The sequence below is a fragment of the Metabacillus rhizosphaerae genome (genome assembly GCF_037201795.1).
In the GTDB taxonomy this organism is placed as follows: domain Bacteria; phylum Bacillota; class Bacilli; order Bacillales; family Bacillaceae; genus Metabacillus; species Metabacillus rhizosphaerae.
The window spans coordinates 5527144-5548870 of record NZ_CP147403.1 but is presented as its reverse complement, the minus strand read 5'-3'; the positions used below and the strand labels follow the sequence as shown (position 1 = coordinate 5548870).

Below are 21727 nucleotides of genomic sequence, written 5' to 3'. Positions count from 1 at the left end.
TATGTAGCATGAGCCCCTAAAATCTAAGGACTCATGTCATATAATATATTAAGCTGCACATGCAAAAATATGACCAATTTTGTTGGTGTCAATTACCAGTTCCTGTTAGTATTGGTCCCGGTGTTCACTTTATGATTGTTATCGGTTAAAGAAGGATCTCGATCTTTATAATTATTGTAGTCATTTTCACGTACGCTACTACCTTCAATTGGTGTTGTATCCAGCTCTGGAGGAATGTTTTGCTCTCTGTCAATGAAATCATCTTTCTTATCAACAAGAACTAAGATCTTACCATCTTTTACAGATTCATCGTAATGCTTTGCTTCATCTTCTGGAATGCCCATTCCTATGAGCGCTCCTGATAATCCACCTACTCCTGCACCTGCTGCAGCACCAGTCAATGCAGCTACAATTGGTCCTGCTGCTATAATCGGTCCAATGCCTGGGATAGCTAATGCCCCTACTCCAGCTAATAATCCAGTTACCCCACCGAGTGTACCACCCGCTGCAGCACCTGTAGCAGCCCCTTTGCCTGCTTTTGTACCGGTTTCTTCTGAGATATAATCTACATCTTCACGATTTCTACTGATTACGGAGATGTCTTCGGTGTTATATCCTTGATTTTTAAGATCCTCTACAGCTAGAATAGCTTCCTGTTCTGTATCATAAATACCTACAATCTTTTTCTTATGGTTGTCCACTTTTTAACTCCTCCTCATCTTATTCGTATTGATGTTTCTATTAATTAAGTACCCGAAGTGCAGATCTATAAACTAATATTTTTGTTATTTTAGTAGTAGAATAAAAATTCTGCACGTTTGTTATCGAAAGACAAATAGCTTTAATGTTTAAGAAAAGAGTTAAATAAATGAAAAAAATAAAGACCGCCAATTGGCAGTCTCTATCCTAACAAACGTAAAACCTTGTATTCTTTTGATAATGTCATAAATAATGTTTTGTTCTTTGTGTCAAGTGCATCATTAATACGTTCTGCTAGCAAATCTCTTTTCCTGTTAAACAACGCTTCGTCTAGAACCATTTGAATATACATGTCTAATACAGGATGCTCGGATGGAACGTTTTTTGTGTTACGGGACTTCATGATCTCAGTGTAAGACGACTTTTTATTTTTCATTTAAGATCACCCCTGATGCCTTTTTTATATTGTATGGAATTAACAACTGAAAATCAACCGAATAGTTAAAATTTTTAAAAAATTTAACAGGAATATTTTTAGTAAGTATGAAATACAACAAGTTGGAAAAGCTATGGTAAAAGGGTGTGATTTAAATGAATAAAGACAAAGAACTAGAGCTATTACCAACTGCTTTAAATCCTCTTGTTGGAATCGACAGCTACAATGAAAAAATTGAGACTGAGACAATAACTGAACAAATGAACGAGGAGTGACTTCTTTACAGAAATGTTAAGGAAGTCACTTTTTTTGTGTATTTTTTGTAAATTTATAGAAATTCATTTTTGTACATGCTAGATTTGGTATGGGATATATTACCTAATAATTAGAAGAGGTGACTGATGATGATTGCAACGAAAAAGACTGTAGAGGATTACATTATCAATCGTTTTACAATGGCTATTTTACCTGATTCAAACAAGATGAGTACTAGAATCCTTGAGTATGAGGAAGAGTTTGTTGTCGAAAAACGTCCAATGGAAGTAATTGATCAAAGCTGTCGATATTTCGGAAGCAGTTACTCTGGAAGAAAGGATGGGACCAAAAACCTAATGGGAATTACCCATAAATCACCTATCGTTATTGACCCAGCAAATTCGATTTACTTTTTCCCGACTACATCCTCAACGAGACCACAATGTGCATGGCTTTCACATTATTTTATAAAAAATAGCGCAAAAGTAGAACATGATAATACGATTGTAACCTTTTCAAATGATAAACAAATCACTCTACCAATGTCTATTGGATCATTTAAAAACCAATACTATCGCACAGCACAGCTTCGCACAATGATATCATCACGAATTGAATTAGAGCAACGAAAATTGAACATGTTTCTCATTCCAAAAGATGAGAAAGAGAAGAATGCTATTTATGAACAGATGATAAGGGAATTGGATCGTTTCTCTTGGTGAAATTGAATGATTATTAATTCAGAACAAAGGCTATCCAGTTGTTGGATAGCCTTTGTCTCGTATTAGAATTAATAATTTTTTTTACTCAGTTTCGGTGTCTAGCTCCAGCGCCTAGCCCCTCGAGGTCATAAGCCACAAATGAATTGAAGACAAAGAACGTCTTCTATTCATTTGCGTCTTATGCTTGTCGGGGCTGAACAAGGCGCTTACGCTTTTCTTATTACCTAGCATTGACTTTGTTCAAAAATTGCAGTGTGCGCGGGTTTTGTGTGTTACCGAACACTTTATCAGGAGTGCCCTTTTCGACGACAACTCCATTGTCCATAAAAATGACTTGATCAGCTACATCTCGTGCGAATTGCATTTCATGAGTGACAACGACCATCGTCATCCCTTCTTCTGATAACTCCTTCATTACCTTAAGGACTTCTCCAACTAGCTCTGGGTCGAGAGCGGATGTAGGTTCGTCGAAGAGTAGCACATTTGGATCCATTGCCATGGCTCTAGCAATACCAACACGTTGTTGCTGTCCTCCCGATAATTGGTGTGGATACATATCAGATCGGTCTTTGAGCCCAACTTTCTCTAAAAGTTGAAGTGATTTTTTTCGAGCCTCGTCTTTTGATCTTTTTAATACTGTGATTTGCCCTTCCATGACATTTTCCAGAGCCGTAAAATGCGGAAAGAGGTTATAATTTTGAAAGACCATGCCAGTTTGTTTTCGAAAGGAAGTAATCTGTGAAGAGGAAAGTCGCTTCTTTTCGTTAAACTCGATTTCTTTTTCTCCTAAGGATATTGAGCCTTTTTCAGGCAGTTCAAGGAGGTTTAAGCACCGAAGGAAAGTTGTTTTTCCAGAGCCTGATGGGCCGATAATAACTGCTGTGTTACCTTTTTCTACTGTTAAATCTATTCCTTTTAACACTTCTAAATCATTGAATTTTTTGAAAAGATTTTGTATGTGAATCATTGTAAACCTCCATTACTTAGCAACTGTTCGATCATAGCGATGTTCAAGTTTTGATTGCGCATATGAGAGAACCGTACTGAACATTAAATAAATAAAGGCTACTTCTATATAAAGCCATAACGGTTCATACGTTACAGCTGCAATTTGCTGGCCTTTTTGAAAAAGCTCTGTAACAGTAATTGTTGCTGCAAGTGATGTATCCTTCACAAGACTAATAAAGGAATTCCCAAGTGGTGGTATGCTTACCCGGACAGCTTGTGGAAGGATGACTCTTCTCATTGCTTGTGACTTTGTCATTCCAATTGAGAAGGCTGCTTCCCATTGGCCTTTTTGAATTGAAAGAATGGCTGCTCGGATAATTTCAGAGCTGTAAGCACCCTTATTTAAAGTAAAGCCAATGACAGCAGCAGGAAAAGGATCTAGTGTTATTCCAAGACTCGGCAATCCGTAAAACAGAATAAATAATTGAACTAGCAAAGGCGTTCCCCTAAATATCCATACATATAATTTTGCTAGAACCACCAAAGGCTTAAATCCTGAAAGACGAGCAAGAGCTGTTAGAAATGCCAGTATAAGACCTAATACAAATGCAATTAATGTTAATGGAATGGTAAAATATAAACCGGCCTTTAAAATAGGAAAAAAGGAATCACTGAGGATTCCTATAATTCTTTCTGTTCGTTCATCTGCAAACATTACACATCAATTCCTTTACTTAGATACATCAGTTCCGAACCATTTTTCGGAAATCTTTAAGTACGTACCATCTTCTTTCATATCTGCAAGTGCCCCATTGACTGCCTCAACTAATTCATCACTACCTTTGCGGAAAAGGAAAGCATTACTAGTTGCATCTGGCTCCTCATATACTGTTTTAATAGGAAGATCAGGTCGTTGCTTTTTTAAATCAAGGTAAGAAAGGCTGTCATTAATTGTTCCATCAATACGCTTTGAAACAATTAGATCGATTGCTTGGTTAAAGCCATCTACAACTGTATTTGTTGCACCATGTTCTTCTGCAATTTTTCGGTAGTTGCTATCAAGAGATTGTCCAACTTTTTTCCCGTTTAAATCCTCTAAGCTTTTAATCTCGTTGTTTTCTTCATGAACAACTAGTACTGCTTTTGACACAATATATGGCTCAGACATATCATATTTTTCTAAACGTTCCGGACGAATGGCTACCTGGTTAGCAACAAGGTCATAACGTTTAGCATCAAGACCAGCAATCATCCCGTCCCATTTTGTTTCAATAAAAGTAGGTTTTATCTCAAGTCGCTTGAATACTTCTTCAGCTATTTCGATATCAAAGCCGGTTAATTTATCTGATTTGTCATGGAATGTAAATGGTGCATATGTTCCCTCTGTTCCGATTGTAATCTCACCTTTTTCCTTTATTTGATCGTAAAGGGAAGCGGTATCCCCAGTGGTATTCTCATCTTTTTGAGCACCACATGCGGATAGAACGAGAACAAATAGAATTGTCAGGAATGAAATGTATGTTTTTTTCATGCTGTTATCCCCCAGTAAGTTTATAGGTTTTATTAAAAATAACTTTTCTAGAATAATCAACAAAAGGAGCGTTGTCAATTAAGTTGTTTCTCATAGTTGAAAATCAAAATGCCTTAATACATTAGAAAGATAATAATGAAACAAAATATGTAAGTGATTCGTATAAATATTAAATTAGAATGCTTTTTTATTTTTTGCAGAATGTTAAAGATTATGCAGGGTTAGAAAAAGATACGAAGGGAGAAGGCAAATCATGTCTTTTCATAAACGGAGAGAGAAATATAAACAGAAAAGAAAGATAAAAAAGAAGGATGGGAGGTTTACGTTTACTGATTTTCTCACAGAAGCGTTATTTTACTTTCCTGAAATTATTTTGTTTCCGTTTAGGCTGCTTTGGTACTCCATCAGGTTCATTATAAGAGTTTTTGATTGGACATAAGAAAGTAAGGGGGAAACACCTGCTAAAATATAGTGAGGTGTCTCTTTTATTTCCATTGCATAGACAAGTAGCAATTAAATAATCAATTTCTTCTTTTAAATCCCTAATAAAGTGGGAATGGATGAAGTAGGGCTATTTTTGTGGCTTAAATAAATATATTTCTATTAGTTCACATACTTTGTTACGTATTCTTGGATTAAAATAATTGTGTTTTTCTTCATAGCCATTGTAGAGGAAGGAATAAAGTGTAAAAGCCTCATCTCGTTCAACTTCATGTACTTTTATATTTCGTCTATGAAGCTCTTGTCTAATTACAGCCAAATCTTTTTGTGCAAGTTTTAGTGATTCTTCAACCAGTGCTAAATAAGGCCGATGTAGTTTGAATGGACTTTTTTCGATCACTGTTAGGTCACGGTTTAAGATCGAAACAACCATCGGTATATAGATGGATTGTTCAATTGTAGCTCGAATGTCTTTCGGTATTCTGGTCACAGAAATGCTCCTTTCTCAAACAGAACATTTGTTCGTAATTATCATACACGATTAAATTAAACTTCGCAAGTGTACCTTGATCTTTCAAGTTTTGACATAAATGTGTAAAATAGATACCAAAGGATTTATCAGAGGAGTATAATATGAGCCCGGAGACACTACAGGATTTTTTTTCTTTAAAACAATTAATGGAGCTATTTGAAACGTATCGGTCGTTCGGTCCGTTTTTTGCGATATTATTACCAATGTTAGAGGCTTTTTTTCCGTTTTTACCGCTTGTTGTATTCATTGTTGCAAACGTTAATTCGTTTGGTCTTTGGATGGGATTTTTTTTATCTTGGATTGGAGCTTGTTCTGGTGCTATTATAGTATTTATTATGATGAGAAAGCTTGGCGAGTGGAGATTTTTTAAACGCTTACAAGAGAAAAAGGCGATAAAAAAATTGTTAACTTGGATTGAACGGAGAGGTTTTAGCCCGTTATTTCTCATTTTGTGTTTTCCATTTACGCCATCTGCGGCAATTAATGTTGTTGCAGGACTTTCACGTATAAGTCATTGGCAATTTATTTTAGCGGTTTTATCTGGAAAGTTTGTCATGATTTTTATGGTGAGTTTTATCGGTCAGGATTTACATGCACTTATTACACAGCCAACAAGATCCATTATTGTAGCAATTGTCATTTTTTTATTATGGTTTATTGGTAAAAGAGTCGAAAGGCGCTTAAATGTATCGATGACAGTAAAAAAAAGAGGCGATTAATCGTTGTAGGGGGTTATCATGAAAAAGCGGGGAATAGCTTTTACAACAGTAGGAATTTGTTTAATGGCTATTATATTAAAGAACCTTATCTTTGTGGAATATAAAGTAGAGGGAGTTTCAATGCAACCGACGTATGAGGAAGGAAGGTTGCTTTCAATAAATAAGTTGGGAATTTATTTTAATTCACTTGATCGGTTTGATGTTGTTGTTTTTCATCCACCTAATAGTGAAAAAATTTATGTTAAAAGGGTGATCGGCTTACCTGGTGATGAACTTTATTACAAGGACGATCAGCTTTATGTAAATGGAAAGGCGGTTAATGAGCCTTTTTTACCAACGAAGGAGAATCCCGAAGTAACGAAGCAAACAGGAAACTTTACGCTTGAAGAAATTACAGATAAAACAAGAATTCCTAAAGGGTATATGTTTGTTATTGGAGATAATCGCCTTCAAAGTCGAGATAGTCGTCATTTTGGTTTAGTGGAAATGGATAATTTGATCGGGACAGTTGGAGATCGAAAATAGTTGCTAACTCACAATAGGGCTAACTTCTGGAATTTGGAGAAGTTTTCACTCTTTGGGTTAGCACTTTTTTGAGTGATTATTTTGTCGAATTACGTCTAATAGTTGATAAAAGTGAAAAATCGAAGATAAATTTCAAAAATCGAAGATAAATTCCAGGAATCGAAGATAAGTCCCCGAAATAAAGCTAATTTTTGCAATAATTTCAAATAATTATACTATAATGAAATTACGAGCTCTTATCATTAATAGTGAGTTTAATAAGGGGGATGGGAAATGCGTGAGGTTGTCATAACGGCTGCGGTAAGGACACCTATCGGCTTATTTGGTGGCGCTTTCAAGGAGTTGTTGCCTTCTCAATTAGTGGTACCTGTATTAGATGAGGTTGTTAAAAGAAGTAAGCTAAAAAAGCAAGAGGTAGAGGAAGTTATTCTAGGTCATTGTATTCAACGAACAGATGAACCAAATACTGCACGTACGTCAGCGCTTTTAGCGGATTTTCCTGACAAAACAACAGGTTACACCATCCAAAGACAATGTGCATCAGGACTACAAGCAATCATATCTGCTGCAATGCAAATTCAAACTGGCCACTCCAATATCGTGATCGCGGGTGGAGTGGAAGCAATGAGTTCAAGTCCTTATTTACTTAAGCAGCACCGTTTTGGCTCTCGGCTTCAGCATGGACAGGTAACTGATAGTGTATGGGAAATATTGGAAGATCCGATCCATCATATTATGATGGGTGAAACAGCGGAAAATGTTGCAGAGGAATTTACGATTTCGAGAGAAGAGCAAGATGAACTTGCTTTAACAAGTCAAAATCGTGCGTTAGCTGCAATTAATAATGGAAACTTTACAGAAGAAATTCTCCCGATTACAGTAAGATCTAGAAAGGGAGAGGTAATTGTTTCTCAAGATGAAGGTCCTAGAAAGGTAACGAGTGAAAAGCTTGCATCATTACCTACTATTTTTAAAGAAAATGGAACCGTTACAGCAGGAAATGCTTCATCTCTAAATGACGGGGCAGCAGCGCTAGTGTTAATGGCGAGAGAAGAGGCAGAAAATAGAGGATTGCCTATTTTAGCGAAGATTTCAAATTATTCAGTTGCTGGAGTCGATCCAAAGGTTATGGGGATTGGCCCTGTTCCTGCAATTCAAAAGGGGCTAAATTCGTTAAATTGGACGATTGATGATTTGGACGTAATTGAAATCAATGAGGCCTTTGCCGCACAGTATTTAGCTGTTGAAAAACAGTTGAATTTAAATCGAGAAAAGGTCAATGTGAATGGTAGTGGTATCAGTCTAGGGCATCCAATTGGTTGTACAGGATCCCGAATTGTTGTAAGTCTTTTACATGAAATGAAACGACAAAATGTGAAAAAAGGCCTTGCTTCCCTTTGTGTTGGTGGAGGGATTGGTGTCGCTTTGTTTGTTGAAAGAGGGTAGGAAACATAAGGCTGGCGTTCATGTCAGCCTCTTTGTATTAGATGATTTTTAGTAAATAAAAGTAAGATAAAAGCCAATCCAAATAAAATGGAAAATAAAGAAATGACGCTTTGGAAGGATAAAACATTTGCAACGATTGGCCCGAGACTTGCCCCTATTAGTAATGTAAAGGAGTATAGAGAGATTGCAGCCGCTCGTTTTTTAGCAGCCGCTTCTCCAATAAATGTAATAAGAGAAGGGATGAAGACAGCGATAGCCGATACATATAAGGTAGACAGTAAAGTGATCATAACAAGATTATTTGTTAGTAACATCAATAAAAGTGAAATGATAATAATAGACAAGCAGATAAGAAGCATCTTTTTAGCTTTATGCTTTTTTAGCCAGTTTCCGCATAATAAGGATAGGGGTGTCCCAACCAAACCTATACATCTACTATAAAAAAGTGCTTCTTCTTCCCCGGTATAGTGCTGGGCTAATTCATCATAAAATGCAACAAAGGACATTAAAGTAACAAAGGTGATGGATAATCCTAAAATAATGGAGGGCTGTAGCAGTTTGCTAGAAAAAATAGACGTTTCTTTTGAAGAGCTCTTGGTAAAAGAGTGGGGAACCGAAGGGAGTGTAAATAATGTGCTAAAAGCTAGAAGAATATAAATACAACCAAGAAAATAAAAAATCCCTCTCCAATCATAAGCAGCTACCAAAGAAGAACTGATTAGCTGACCAAGGATACCCGCCATTAAAAATCCCATGTTGATAACTGCAATGACAAAGGATCTGCGGTTTGCATGAAATACATCAAAGCAATATGCATAGGCAACGGGTGCGAAACTACCTAATACATAGCCTTGGAAACTTCTTATAAGATAAAAGCTTAATAATGAATTGGAAAAAGTAATAACAAATGTTAAGAGGCTAGAAGCAAGCATTCCGAAAAATAACACTCTCTTCTTTGAGAAGTATTCAGAAATAGGACCAAAGCTTAAAAGACCTAGAGCGTAACAAAATGTAAATAATGTACTTGAAAATATAACCTCTTCATATGTAATTGATAATCCTTCTGCAACAGCTGAGTAAATTGGAATGAGCAAATAAATATTGCTTGCCACACTAGTCGCTGCAATCCACATAAACAAGTCAATGGCTCGATTTTTCATGAAACTCACCTCCTCCTATATCATTATGTTTATTTTAAAGAATCTGTGTTTTATCCATACAAAACTTGGCATGTCCTATAAATAGAATTTCGCTTAAAAGTAAAGTAAAATATAAATAAAGATGTAGAAATAAATCACACATTGTTGCCACACTATTTTAGTTGTGGTATTTCTTTTTTAATATAGGTTCTGTTAAAGCGCACTGTTGATTTTTGCACTTGTTGATTGGAACGGATACGTGAGACTCCTGCTTAGAGTGCGAGTCCAAGGGATACCCTGCAGGTGCAAAGCACTGAGGAGGCTCCCGGACCGCTCGCAAAAAGCGAACGCCAAAGCGTATATCAACAACCAAGTTTAACAGCGCCTAAATATAAAACGTTAGTGGGGAATAAACGTGAGCATTCAATTTATTCTAGGGCGTTCAGGGAGCGGGAAAACTGAAGCCATCTTAAATGAAATAAGAAACAAGCTATTTGAAGAACCAATCGGCCGTCCAATCATTTACCTTGTACCAGATCAAATGACGTTTGGGGCAGAGTATGAATTAATAAAGACACCGAATTTAGGTGGAATGATCCGTGCGCAAACGTTTAGTTTTAGTCGGTTAGCATGGAGAATTCTCCAGGAAACAGGTGGCATGACTCGTCATCATCTTTCAAGCACAGGCATTCAGATGATGTTACGAAAGCTAGTTGAACAATATAAGCAGGAATTTAAAGTGTTCACGAAGGCTAGTGATAAGAACGGATTTATCCAGCAACTTGAAGCTATGCTGACTGAATTTAAACGTTATTGTTTATCACCACAAGAGTTAGATGAATACTTGGCAGGTGCTACAACGGAATTAGATAAAAAGTCATTAACAGACAAGCTTCATGATATGGCATTACTTTATAAACAGTTAGAAATTGAACTTAGTAATCAATATGTAGACTCAGAGGATTATTTACACTTGCTTGCTGAAAAGGTACAGGAGTCAGACTATTTGCGATCAGCAGATATTTATATTGATGGTTTTCATAGCTTTACTCTTCAGGAATACGAGGTTGTTGCAGCTTTAATGAAAAATGCAGCAAATGTGAAAATAGCCCTTACAGCTGATAAGCCATATGAAGAGCATTTACCTCATGAGTTACATTTATTTCAAATGACTGGAAAAACTTACAATAAAATTCTAAAAGCTGCTTTAGAAGAAGGGAAAGAAGTTGACGAGCCAATCGTATTGCGAGAGCAGCATCGATTTACTGGTAATCTCTCTCTCGGGCATTTAGAGAAATTTTATGATACTAGACCAACTAGTGTTTATGAAAAAAAACCTAGCTTGACAATCTTTCAAGCGGCAAATCGTCGTTCAGAAGTAGAAGGGATTGCTCGACAAATTCATACACTCATCAGACAGGGAAGCTATCGTTATCGTGATCTAGCATTACTTATCCGCAATGCAAACGATTATCGTGACGTGATTGAACAAGTATTTCGTGATTATGAGATACCGTTTTTTATCGATCAAAAGCGATCTATGCTTAACCATCCATTAGTTGAATTCATTCGTTCTACTTTAGAGATCATTAATGGGCATTGGCGTCATGAGGCGGTTTTCCGAGCTGTAAAAACAGAGTTGCTATTTCCATTTGAGATGAAAAGGCAAGTAATGCGTGAGGAAATGGACTTATTAGAAAACTATTGTTTATCATATGGTATTCAAGGTTCTAAGTGGACAAAGGATGAAAAATGGCACTATCGACGATTTTATTCACTTGACGATGACTTTGTTGTGACAGATGAAGAAAAGCAGATGGAGGACAAGCTTAACCAACTTCGTTCTATTGTTGTTAAGCCGATCTTAGCTTTACAAAAAAGAATAAAACGCAGCAAAACAGGAAGGGATCTTGCTCAAAGCTTGTATCTTTATTTAGAAGAATTACAAATACCTGAAAAAATAGAAAGTCTTCGTATTAACGCTGAAGAAAAGGGCCTTTTATTAGAGGCGAGGGAGCATGATCAAGTTTGGCAGGCAGTGATCAACTTATTAGATGAATTTGTTGAAATGCTTTCAGATGAAAATGTTTCCTTGAAATTGTTTGCTGAAATTCTTGAAACAGGGCTTGAATCTATGAAGTTTTCATTAGTCCCACCAGCAATTGATCAAGTATTAATTGCTGATCTTGAAAAATCTAGATTCTTCCATGTGAAGTGCTCATTTATCGTAGGAGTAAATGACGGTGTGATTCCGGCAAGACCGAAAGAGGAAGGGATTTTAACAGAGGATGACCGTGAAGCACTGCATTTTCAAGGCATAAATCTTGCGCCAACAGCAAGACAGCAGCTTCTTGATGAGAACTTTACAATTTATATGGCTTTGTCTAGTCCATCTGAACATCTTTATTTATCTTATCCAATGGCAGATGATGAGGGTAAAGCATTGCTTCCTTCTGTTATTGTTAAACGGATTGAAGAGATGTTTCCAAAGGTTGAAAAACAACGACTTTTAAATGAGCCTGAACAGCTATCTTTAGAAGAGCAGCTTTCATTTATTGTGAATAAGAATGTAACCTTATCCTATATTACGTCACAGCTACAATCATGGAAGCGCGGGTATCCAGTTCATCCAATTTGGTGGGATGCCTATAATCACTTTATAACATCGGAATATCAACTGCTAACCAAAAGGGTATTAAGCAGTCTATCCTATCAAAATAAGCCAGAGCAATTAGAAACATCCGTAAGCCGTGAGCTATATGGTGAGCATATTCAAGGAAGTGTCTCACGAATGGAGCAATTTAATAGCTGCGCATTTTCACACTTTGCCTCACACGGCTTAAAGCTGAAAGAGAGAAAATTTTTCAAGCTAGAAGCACCTGATATCGGGCAAATGTTCCACTCGGCGTTAAAGCTAATATCTGATCGATTACAGCAGTTAAACCTAGACTGGAAGGAGCTAACGAAGGATCAATGTGAGCGGTTATCAAATGATGCAGTTGAAAAACTTGCCCCGCGCTTGCAAAGAGAGATCTTACTTAGTTCAAATCGATTTCATTATATTAAACATAAGCTGCAAAAAATTCTTGCTCGCGCTTCAGCTATTTTAAGTGAACACGCAAAGGCTAGTGGCTTTACACCTGTTGGCTTAGAGCTTGCATTTGGGAAGGGGGGCGAGCTTCCACCAATTCGTTTTACTCTTCCAAATGGCTGTACGATGGAGGTAGCTGGTAGGATTGACCGAGTGGACAAAGCAACAGGATCAAACGGTGTCCTGCTGCGTATCGTTGACTATAAATCTAGTGATAAAAATGTTCAACTAACTGAGGTATATTACGGATTAGCCCTACAAATGCTTACTTATTTAGACGTCATTATCTCTAATTCAAGTATGTGGCTTGGAGAAAAAGCGACCCCTGCTGGTGTTTTATATTTCCATGTGCATGATCCGATGATTCAGGCAAATACAATGTTGTCAGAGGACAAGCTTGATGATGAGATTTTTAAAAAGTTTAAAATGAAGGGGTTATTGCTTGGAGACGAGGAAGCAGTCCGTTTAATGGACAACAGTCTAAGTGAAGGAAGTACATCAAATATTATCGCAGCAGGCTTGAAAAAAGAAGGTGGATTCCGGGCAAATTCGAGTGTAGCCAGTGAAGATGAATTCGATTTGTTAAGAAATCATGTCCGCTCTTCATTTGAAAGAATCGGCACGAATATCACGGACGGAATCATTGATATTAGTCCGTATAAGCTAAAGGACAAAATGCCATGCACGTTCTGTGAATATAAATCGGTTTGTCAATTTGATGAATCACTACAAGAAAATAATTTTAGAGTATTAAAAAGTGAAAAAAATGAAGAGGTGTTAAAACGTATGAGAGAGGAGGTAAGAGGTGATGAGTGAGATCATTTCAAAGCCTGAAAATAGTCAATGGACAGATGATCAGTGGAAGGCGATTGTTGCAAGTGGACAGGACATTTTAGTCGCTGCAGCTGCGGGTTCTGGGAAAACGGCCGTTTTAGTTGAGCGGATCATTAGAAAAATACTTTCAAAAGAAAATCCCGTAGATGTCGATGCTTTACTCGTTGTGACGTTTACAAATGCGTCTGCAGCTGAAATGAGAAGCCGTATCGGAGAAGCGTTAGAAAAAGCATTAAAGGAAAATCCATCCTCTCTCCATTTACGTAGACAGCTAACATTATTAAACAAGGCATCGATCTCGACGTTGCATTCCTTCTGTTTGCAGGTAGTAAGGAAGTATTATTATTTAATCAATATTGATCCTAGCTTTCGAATAGCTGATCAAACCGAAGGCCAATTACTGATTGATGAAGTTCTTGATGAGATGTTTGAGGAGGAGTATAGTCGTGAGGACAATGTAGAGTTTTTTGACCTTGTTGATCGTTATACATCTGATCGAAATGATATTGAGCTGCAAACATTAATTCGAGAGCTTTACTTTTTTTCTAGATCGCATCCGACACCAAGTTTGTGGCTAGATCAGCTCACATCTATGTATGATCTTGAAAATGCAGAGGATATTGAGTCATTACCCTTTGTTCAATATTTGCTGCAGGATATTGAAATGCAGCTATTAGGTGCAATGGATCAGCTTGAACAGGCAATGGAGCTAACAAAACGTCCGGCAGGTCCCGCACCTCGTGCAGAAAACCTAGTTGATGATTTAAAACAAGTTTCAGAGTTGTTGAGATTGAAAAATTCATGGGATGAACTTAGTGAGCAAATTAAGACGTTTAAATTATCTCGTGCAAAAACGGTTAAAGGTGATCAATATGATAAAGCCTTAACAGATCAAGTGACATCGTTACGAAATGCTGCAAAGAAACAAATTGAGCAGCTGCGCGATGAAATGTTTTCACGAACACTTAAGAATTACTTACAAGACTTTGATCAATTAAAGCCGGTTGTCACAAAGCTTGTTTCTCTTGTGAAACAATTCGCTGACCTTTATGAAGGCATGAAAAAAGAAAAAGGTATTGTAGATTTTGCAGATTTAGAGCATTATTGCCTACAAATTTTACAAACAGAAGAAAATGGGCCAAGTGAAGCGGCATTATTTTATAAACAACAGTTTGTTGAAGTATTAGTGGATGAATATCAGGATACAAACCTTGTTCAAGAATCGATTTTAAAGTTAGTAACAAAGGATGAAGAAGCAACAGGGAATTTATTTATGGTTGGCGATGTAAAGCAATCAATCTATCGCTTCCGCCTAGCTGAGCCGTTTTTATTTTTAAGCAAGTACAAGCGATTTACACAAACAGCAGAACAAACAGGGATGCGGATTGATTTATCGAAAAATTTCCGAAGCAGAACAGAAGTACTTGATGGAACAAACTATTTATTTAAACAAATCATGGGTGAGAAGGTTGGAGAGATTGTTTACGATCATGATGCAGAGTTAAAACTAGGCGCGACATATCCTGAAAGTGAACTTATGAAAACAGAGCTTTTGTTAATTGAACGAGGAAATGGTGAAGATGCTGAACAAGATGAAGAAACAGGAGTTTTTGACGAACAAGAACTAGAGACCGTTCAGCTTGAAGCAAGACTTATGGCAAAAAAAATAAAGTCACTTATCGATCAACAGTTCCAAATTTATGATCGTGGTATCGATGGTACTCGTGCTGTAACATATCGCGACATTGTAATTCTTCTTCGCTCGATGCCATGGGCACCGCAAATTATGGAAGAGTTTAAACAGGCGGGAATACCTGTCTATGCGAATCTTTCAAATGGCTATTTTGAAGCGACAGAGGTAGCGATTATGCTATCGTTGTTAAAAGTAATTGATAATCCTTTCCAGGACATTCCATTAGCATCAGTGTTGCGATCTCCAGTTGTTGGTTTAGATGCAAACGAGCTAGCACACATACGTACTTTTGATAAAAAAGGAACGTATTTTGATGCTGTTAAAGCTTTATTAGAAAAAGGTTCAATAGAGAATCAAAACCTTTTCATTAAACTAAGCTCGTTTGTAGAGCTTTTACAAGGCTGGCGTGAGCAAGCAAGACAAGGATCTGTATCAGACTTAATATGGCAGCTATATCGTGATACAAAGTTTTTTGATTTTGTTGGTGGAATGCCTGGTGGTAAACAGCGTCAAGCAAATTTACGTGCGCTATATGATCGTGCACGTCAATATGAAGCAACATCGTTTAGAGGCTTATTCAGGTTTTTACGCTTTATTGAACGAATGCAAGAGCGTGGTGATGACCTTGGTGCAGCCCGTGCCCTTGGCGAGCAGGAGGATGTTGTCAGGTTAATGACCATTCATAGCAGTAAAGGTCTAGAGTTCCCTATCGTTTTTATCGCAGGGCTCTCGAAGCAGTTTAATATGATGGATCTTAATAAAAAATACTTGCTTGATAAGGAACTAGGATTTGGCACAAAATTGATCAATTCAAAATTACGTGTAAGCTACCCAACATTGCCTTATATCGCCCTTAAAAAGAAAATGCGAATGGAACTTCTCGCAGAAGAAATGCGTGTGCTATATGTTGCTTTGACGAGGGCAAAAGAGAAGCTTTATTTACTTGGAACGTTGAAGGATCCTGATAAATCGATTGCTAATTGGCGAAATCACCTCTCTCATTCAGAGTGGTTATTACCAGACTTCGAACGTGCGAAAGCGAAAACCTACTTAGACTGGATCGGACCTGCATTAATTCGTCATCAAGATTGTGTAATCCTTAGTGATGGGCAAATGTCTATAAGTGACGAAATCACAAAGCATCCTTCAAAATGGACAATTGAATCCGTGAAAAGTGAGGAGCTTCAAGAAACCTTTGAGGCTGAGCAGAAGTTTAATCAAGATATTCTAGCGGCAATTAGTGAAGGTGAAACAGTAGCAATCGAAAGTGAACAAAAGCAACAGGTGAATGATCAATTAACATGGGTCTATCCTTACAAATCTGCCACACGAAATCGATCAAAGCAATCAGTATCCGAATTAAAAAGACAAAGAGAAATTCAAGATGAATATAGTGATCAGCAGCTGATTAGGAAGCAGGCATCGCAAGCCCTTTTATATAATCGACCAAGCTTTATGCAAAGCAAGTCAATTTCAGCAGCTGAACGCGGAACAGCAATGCACACAGTTATGCAGCATTTGACGCTTAGTGAGCCGATTAGGAAAGATGATGTGATAGATAAAGTTCAAGAGCTAGTTAGTAAAGAAGTTCTTACAAAGGAATTAGCTGAGGTTATTAATATTTCTCAAATTGTTGAGTTTTTCTCTTCACCTATTGGAGCAAGACTCCTTCATGCTAAAAAGGTCTATCGCGAAGTACCATTTAGTTACGCGCTCGAAGCGGAGCAGCTGTATGATGATATGGAAAATGAGCCTGTCTTAGTACAAGGTGTGATTGATTGTTTATTTGAGGATGAGGAAGGTACTGTACTTTTGGATTATAAGACAGATACAATCAAAGGTCTTTTTCCTAACGGTATTGCTGATGCAGAACAGGTACTAAAAGATCGTTATCGTGTTCAAATTGATTTATATACAAAAGCAATTGAGGACATTATTCACCGACCTCTTACTGAAAAATATTTATTTTTCTTTGATGGCGGATATGTAATCGAGATGTAAAAACGTTATTAGGAAGATTAGATAAAAATAGAAGGCATAAAAGCCTTCTATTTTGAAGTGTATAATTTCCTGAGGGTAGTCAAGTGCTTGCACATTTCAATTTGAAAGGATGTAGAACGAATGCGAATATTGCATACAGCAGATTGGCACCTAGGTCGGTCACTAGAAGGTCGCAGTCGCTTAGCAGAGCAAGCACAATTTATCGATGAGCTTGTTAAGATTGTCGAAGAGGAAAAAGTGGATGCTGTTTTAATGGCTGGTGATGCGTTCGATACAGTTAATCCACCAGCCGCAGCGGAGCAACTGTTTTACGATGGACTATCACGATTATCTGATTACGGAAAACGTCCGATCATTGTAATTGCTGGAAATCATGATAATCCTGATCGCCTATCAGCAGCATCGCCATTAGCAGGTAATCATTCAATCCATTTAATCGGATATCCAAGTCACGAGGTTCTAAAAATTGATGTGCCACGTGTGCAACAACAAATGATGGTTGCTGCATTAGCGTATCCATCTGAAGCGAGACTTGAGCAAGTACTTTCAGAAGCACATGATGAAGTGCTGTTAAGAAATAAATATGATGAAAGAATTAGAGAGCTTTTTTCGATTATGAGCAAACAATTCCAGCCAGATACGGTAAATATGGCAATGAGTCACATTCATGTTGCTGGAGGGAGCTCATCTGATTCTGAACGTCCGATCGAGGTTGGTGGAGCGTATACAGTTGCAGCAACAAGTATGCCTGAAGCAGCACAATATGTTGCGTTAGGGCATTTGCATCGTCCCCAAAACATAAACCGAGCGAGTACATTAACGAGATATTCAGGTTCACCGCTTGCCTATAGTTTTTCAGAAATAGGCTATGCGAAGTCAGTAACAATTTTAGATGCTGAACCAAATCAGCCGGTTGTCATGAAGGAAATTCCGTTATCCTCTGGAAAATCGCTTGTGAAATGGAAAGCGAATGAAGGGATAAGTCAGGTTCACAGCTGGTTAGAGGAAGGTCGTGATTCTTCGGCATGGATTGATTTAGAAATTCATCTAACTACAACTCTATCGATCGAAGAGATTCATCGTTTGCGAAAATGGCATCCAGGCTTTATTCATATTCGCCCTGTTTTTCAGCAAGAGTTGGAGGTTGCTACGACAAGGCAAGCCAATTTACCGATTGATCAATTATTTTCACAGTTTTATGAAAAGCAAACAGGCGGAGCAAAGCCAGAGCAGGAGTTAGTCAAACTATTCTTAGAGCTAGTCCAACAGGATGATGATCTTGAGGAAGGTGATGAAGAATGAGGCCGTTACAGCTAACTGTTTCTGGGTTGCATAGTTTCAGAGAAAAACAGATTATTAATTTTGATTCGTTATGTGATGGAGGAATCTTCGGGATTTTTGGTCCGACAGGAAGTGGAAAATCTTCCATTTTAGATGCGATGACATTAGCGTTATACGGAAAAGTGGAACGAGCGATGAATAATACGCATGGGATATTAAACCATGCAGAAGATCAGCTTACTGTTTCCTTCACCTTCGAACTTGAGAACGCCTCTGCTAAGAAACAATATACAGTGGAACGTGTATTTAAACGAACAGATGAAATAAGGGTGAAAACTGCGATTTGCCGTTTAATTGAAGCTGGTGAAGAGAAAATTGTCCTTGCCGATAAGGCGGTAGATGTGAATGAACAAGTATATGGATTACTTGGTTTAACAATTGATGATTTTACTCGTGCCGTTGTTCTTCCACAAGGTAAATTTGCTGAGTTCCTGTCATTAAAGGGTGCAGAAAGAAGACAAATGCTTCAACGCTTATTTCATCTAGAGCAATATGGCGATCAGTTAATGAAAAAATTGAAAAAGAGATTAACAACAACGAAAATAAAACGCAATGAGCTAGAAGCAGAGAAGACAGGCTTAGGGGATGCCTCATCTGAAGCAGTGAAAGAGGCTGAAGAACGACTTAAAGCAGCCGAATTGCTTTTGCAAAAACGAAGTACAGAATTAGAAATTGTCATGAAAGACTATGAGGAAAAGCAAGGGATTTGGCAGCTTCAACAGCAAAGGGCTGATATTGAAAAAGAAAAAATAAGAATAGAAGCAGAAGAAGATTCTATTAAAAACTTGCAAGATCAGTTGAAAGAGGCCGAAGAGGCTAAAGAATTACAACCTTATGCAGAGTCTTTACAAGCACTTAAGCAAGAGAAACAAGAGGCTGAAATCAATCTTGCTACAGCAAAAAAACAGTTTCTTGAAATAAAGGAACAGTATGAAACCATCAGTCGTTCCTATGAAGAAATTCGTAAGAACAAAGCAGATCAGGAGCCACGTTTAGTTACTAAACGTGAAAAACTTCTTCATTTGCAAAAAGTAGAAGAAGATATGAAGCATGATCAAAAGCTATTAAGGGAGTTTCAACATAAAAAGAGTGAACTTCAGGAACAACGTGAAATAAGCAATGCTCTATTAAAGAAAGCACAGCATTTTGTTGAAAAGGCTATGGCTAAGCAGCAGGTATTAAAAGAAGAACAAAAAACAAAAACAATTACAGCAAAAGAACGAGAACATGTTCGGGGAGCCCTAGAAGCAAAACATAAAGTTAAGCAATCACAGCAGATCTTAATGGAAACGATGGAACTAGTAAACAACAAACTAACAGCGATCGATCAGGAAAAGCAAAAGCTCAACCTTATTACCGAACAGGTAACCAATAGCAAAACACAGCTTCAAGGGCAATTTGTCAGCTTAAACCAGCTATATTTTCTCGTTTCTGAGAGAGAAAGAGAGCATGCAACATATATTCATTCTGTAAAAGAACAATTTGATGTTTTGTTAGCTAAGGAGGAAAAAGCGAAGAGTCAAAAGCTGGCCCAAGAGCTTGTTAAGCAGTTGAGTGATGGCGAGCCATGTCCAGTATGTGGATCAAGTAGCCACCCAAGTCCTGTTCATCTTGATGAAGTGAATCCTGCTGAAGTTGAAAAACAATCAGATTTGATAAGGGACCAGCTTGATCGTTTACAAAGCCTAAGTCAGGAGAGTCATGCACTAAAGATCAAGCTCGAAAGTTTATCACAACAAGTAGTCTCAGATTTTCCGTTTCTTCGTGAGCTCAAGCAAATAGACGAAACTAATATAGATAGAGTCATAACGATCGGTCAAGAGCTGACTCATGAACAAGGATACAGTAGATTCCATGCTGGGTTTAAAGCGATCGATCAGGATTATTTACAAATAAAAAATACTTTAGATAAGCTAATGAAACAGGTACGCGAGCTACAGCAGGAAGAGATTAGACGGTCTGATTTTATATCATCAGCAACACAGGATGCAAATGAATGGTCCCGCAAACAACAATCATATCAACAAAAGTATGATCAGGAGTTATCATCTTATTCTGAACGTTTCTCCTCAATGCCTTTAGATAGGCTAGAACAGCTTCAAAAAGAAATAGTAGATAAAGACGAAGCTTTTGAGCAATTAAATGAACGTATTCAAAAAAGTATTTCATTTATTGAAGAGCAAGAAGAGATGGTAAAAGAGCAGGAGAGACAAAATCAAAAACTAACAGAGCAAGAAATAGAATTACTTGCTGAGATGAAAAATCGTGGACAGTTAATCGCTGAGAAACAAGAAAAGCTAAAAGAAGTTGAGGGAAATAAACAAATTAGTCAGCTAATTGAAGAAACAGAGACACAATTAAAGCAATTAATTGAAAGAGAAAACGAGTTGTATCAATCATGGCAGCAGAAGTCTAATCAACTGCACCAGCTTCAAAGTCAGCTTGTGGCTATTGAAAAGTCATATGATCAAACAACTCTTAAGCTTGCAAAAGCAGAGCGAAAATGGATTACAGCCAGTGAAGAAACCTCTTTTAAGACAATTGAAGAAACGCTCGCTGCCGTTTTGCCAGCTGATAAAAAACAGCAAATGAAGGCGAAAATAGAGTTCTATATGGATAAAATCAAGCAGCTTTACACAGACTTACATCGTATTGAAGAAAAGCTTTCGGGTAAACAGCTATCATTAGCGGAATGGGAGCAAATTCAACAAATAAAGGCTGAAGTGAAAGATCAGGTTGACGAAGCAGTTGCCAGCAAGGGTGCTGCTAACAATACACTGCAAATGCTAGTGGAGAAACATGAGCGTTTCATGGTAATTGAAAATGAGCAAAAAGGGCTTGATGACATGCTACAAAAGCTTGAAAAGCTCCAATCTGTATTTAAGGGAAATACCTTTGTTGAATATGTAGCCGAAGAACAGCTTCAGCAAGTAAGCCGTGATGCCTCTGAACGATTAAGGCAGCTAACACGTGGCAGATATGCAATTGAAGTAGACTCTCAAGGTGGATTTATTATGAGAGATGATGCAAATGGAGGCGTTAGAAGGCCTGTATCAACACTTTCTGGTGGGGAAACCTTTTTAACATCACTTGCATTAGCTCTATCATTATCGACGCAAATTCAACTGCGAGGTGAATATCCGTTGCAATTCTTCTTCCTTGACGAAGGTTTCGGAACTTTAGATGTAGATCTTCTCGATACGGTTGTGACGGCGCTTGAAAAACTCCAAGCTCAAAACCTATCCGTCGGAGTCATTAGCCATGTTGGAGAACTTCGGGCAAGATTACCAAGAAAGCTCATTGTAGAACCTGCTGAACCATCAGGGAAAGGGTCAACTGTCTATTTAGAATCTTTATAGGTAAGGGTAGAGATC

Annotated in this window: 15 protein-coding genes; 8 read left to right on the top strand and 7 right to left on the bottom strand. The window is 37.6% G+C overall.

All coding sequences use genetic code 11. The features are described from left to right. Positions 1-92 precede the first annotated feature (92 nt). Both WCV66_RS26245 and WCV66_RS26240 read right to left on the bottom strand, forming a co-directional pair. A complete protein-coding gene (locus WCV66_RS26245) occupies positions 93-701 on the bottom strand; it encodes a general stress protein (protein ID WP_083964720.1) in 609 nt (202 codons plus the stop codon). Positions 702-901: 200 nt separating this feature from the next. Continuing rightward, the gene (locus WCV66_RS26240) at positions 902-1135 is read right to left on the bottom strand and encodes an IDEAL domain-containing protein (RefSeq protein ID WP_338787447.1); all 234 of its coding nucleotides are present in this window, start codon (positions 1133-1135) and stop codon (positions 902-904) included. 401 nt (positions 1136-1536) lie between these two features. Between WCV66_RS26240 and WCV66_RS26235 the strand changes: the two genes are divergently transcribed. Further along, positions 1537-2112, top strand: a complete 576-nt coding sequence (locus WCV66_RS26235) for a competence protein ComK (protein WP_066336569.1) — start codon at positions 1537-1539, stop codon at positions 2110-2112. Positions 2113-2332: 220 nt separating this feature from the next. On the opposite strand, the gene WCV66_RS26230 is transcribed toward WCV66_RS26235, so the two are convergent. From WCV66_RS26230 to WCV66_RS26215, 4 genes are all read right to left on the bottom strand, one after another. Next, entirely contained in the window at positions 2333-3079 is a 747-nt protein-coding gene (locus WCV66_RS26230; protein ID WP_066336566.1) for an amino acid ABC transporter ATP-binding protein, read from the bottom strand. 12 nt (positions 3080-3091) lie between these two features. Beyond that, positions 3092-3775, bottom strand: a complete 684-nt coding sequence (locus WCV66_RS26225; RefSeq protein ID WP_066336563.1) for an amino acid ABC transporter permease — start codon at positions 3773-3775, stop codon at positions 3092-3094. A gap of 15 nt (positions 3776-3790) precedes the next feature. Beyond that, positions 3791-4591 (bottom strand): amino acid ABC transporter substrate-binding protein, encoded by an 801-nt coding sequence (locus WCV66_RS26220; protein ID WP_338787446.1) that lies wholly within the window; start codon positions 4589-4591, stop codon positions 3791-3793. A gap of 571 nt (positions 4592-5162) precedes the next feature. After that, positions 5163-5522 carry a hypothetical protein gene (locus WCV66_RS26215; protein ID WP_066336549.1) on the bottom strand — a complete coding sequence of 120 codons (360 nt, stop codon included), beginning with the start codon at positions 5520-5522 and terminating at the stop codon, positions 5163-5165. 143 nt (positions 5523-5665) lie between these two features. Here WCV66_RS26215 and WCV66_RS26210 point away from each other — a divergent pair, with 143 nt between their 5' ends. The 3 genes from WCV66_RS26210 to WCV66_RS26200 all read left to right on the top strand — a co-directional run bounded on the left by WCV66_RS26210 (position 5666) and on the right by WCV66_RS26200 (position 8254). Beyond that, a complete protein-coding gene (locus tag WCV66_RS26210; protein ID WP_185653990.1) occupies positions 5666-6283 on the top strand; it encodes a TVP38/TMEM64 family protein in 618 nt (205 codons plus the stop codon). A gap of 18 nt (positions 6284-6301) precedes the next feature. Beyond that, positions 6302-6808 carry a signal peptidase I gene (gene lepB / locus WCV66_RS26205; protein WP_066336545.1) on the top strand — a complete coding sequence of 169 codons (507 nt, stop codon included), beginning with the start codon at positions 6302-6304 and terminating at the stop codon, positions 6806-6808. Positions 6809-7081: 273 nt separating this feature from the next. Then, positions 7082-8254 carry a thiolase family protein gene (locus tag WCV66_RS26200; protein ID WP_185653991.1) on the top strand — a complete coding sequence of 391 codons (1173 nt, stop codon included), beginning with the start codon at positions 7082-7084 and terminating at the stop codon, positions 8252-8254. A 23-nt stretch (positions 8255-8277) separates the two neighbouring features. On the opposite strand, the gene WCV66_RS26195 is transcribed toward WCV66_RS26200, so the two are convergent. Next, the gene (locus WCV66_RS26195) at positions 8278-9414 is read right to left on the bottom strand and encodes an MFS transporter (protein ID WP_066336536.1); all 1137 of its coding nucleotides are present in this window, start codon (positions 9412-9414) and stop codon (positions 8278-8280) included. A gap of 394 nt (positions 9415-9808) precedes the next feature. Between WCV66_RS26195 and addB the strand changes: the two genes are divergently transcribed. The 4 genes from addB to WCV66_RS26175 all read left to right on the top strand — a co-directional run bounded on the left by addB (position 9809) and on the right by WCV66_RS26175 (position 21712). Further along, entirely contained in the window at positions 9809-13300 is a 3492-nt protein-coding gene (addB, locus tag WCV66_RS26190; protein WP_338787445.1) for a helicase-exonuclease AddAB subunit AddB, read from the top strand. Continuing rightward, on the top strand, positions 13293-17012 hold the full coding sequence (gene addA / locus WCV66_RS26185; protein WP_338787444.1) for a helicase-exonuclease AddAB subunit AddA: 3720 nt from the start codon (positions 13293-13295) through the stop codon (positions 17010-17012). The genes addB and addA overlap by 8 nt, the downstream gene beginning before the upstream one ends. 120 nt (positions 17013-17132) lie before the next feature. Beyond that, on the top strand, positions 17133-18314 hold the full coding sequence (locus tag WCV66_RS26180) for an exonuclease SbcCD subunit D (protein ID WP_338787443.1): 1182 nt from the start codon (positions 17133-17135) through the stop codon (positions 18312-18314). After that, positions 18311-21712, top strand: coding sequence for an AAA family ATPase (locus WCV66_RS26175; protein ID WP_338787442.1), 3402 nt, complete (start codon positions 18311-18313; stop codon positions 21710-21712). The genes WCV66_RS26180 and WCV66_RS26175 overlap by 4 nt, the downstream gene beginning before the upstream one ends. Positions 21713-21727: the final 15 nt, after the last annotated feature.